Raw genomic sequence first — 354 nt, 5'->3', positions numbered from 1 at the left:
CTGGCTCAGGACGAACGCTGGCGGCGTGCTTAACACATGCAAGTCGAACGGAGAACTTTCTTCGGAATGTTCTTAGTGGCGAACGGGTGAGTAACGCGTAGGCAACCTGCCTTCTGGTTGGGGACAACATTCCGAAAGGGATGCTAATACCGAATGTGATCCTTCTTTCGCATGAAGGAAGGATGAAAGATGGCCTCTACTTGTAAGCTATCGCCAGAAGATGGGCCTGCGTCTGATTAGTTAGTAGGTGGGGTAACGGCTCACCTAGGCGATGATCAGTAGCCGGTCTGAGAGGATGAACGGCCACATTGGGACTGAGACACGGCCCAAACTCCTACGGGAGGCAGCAGTGGG

At 53.7% G+C, this 354-nt stretch carries 1 rRNA gene; it reads left to right on the top strand.

The window, feature by feature from the left end:
* Window positions 1–354 (top strand): 16S ribosomal RNA (locus tag ACTQY5_RS11025); the annotation flags it as partial.

The organism is Acidaminococcus sp. HCP3S3_H5 (genome assembly GCF_052122235.1).
In the GTDB taxonomy this organism is placed as follows: Bacteria; Bacillota; Negativicutes; order Acidaminococcales; family Acidaminococcaceae; genus Acidaminococcus.
Note: the sequence above shows the minus strand (reverse complement) of the source record. Positions and strands in the feature narration are given on the sequence as shown.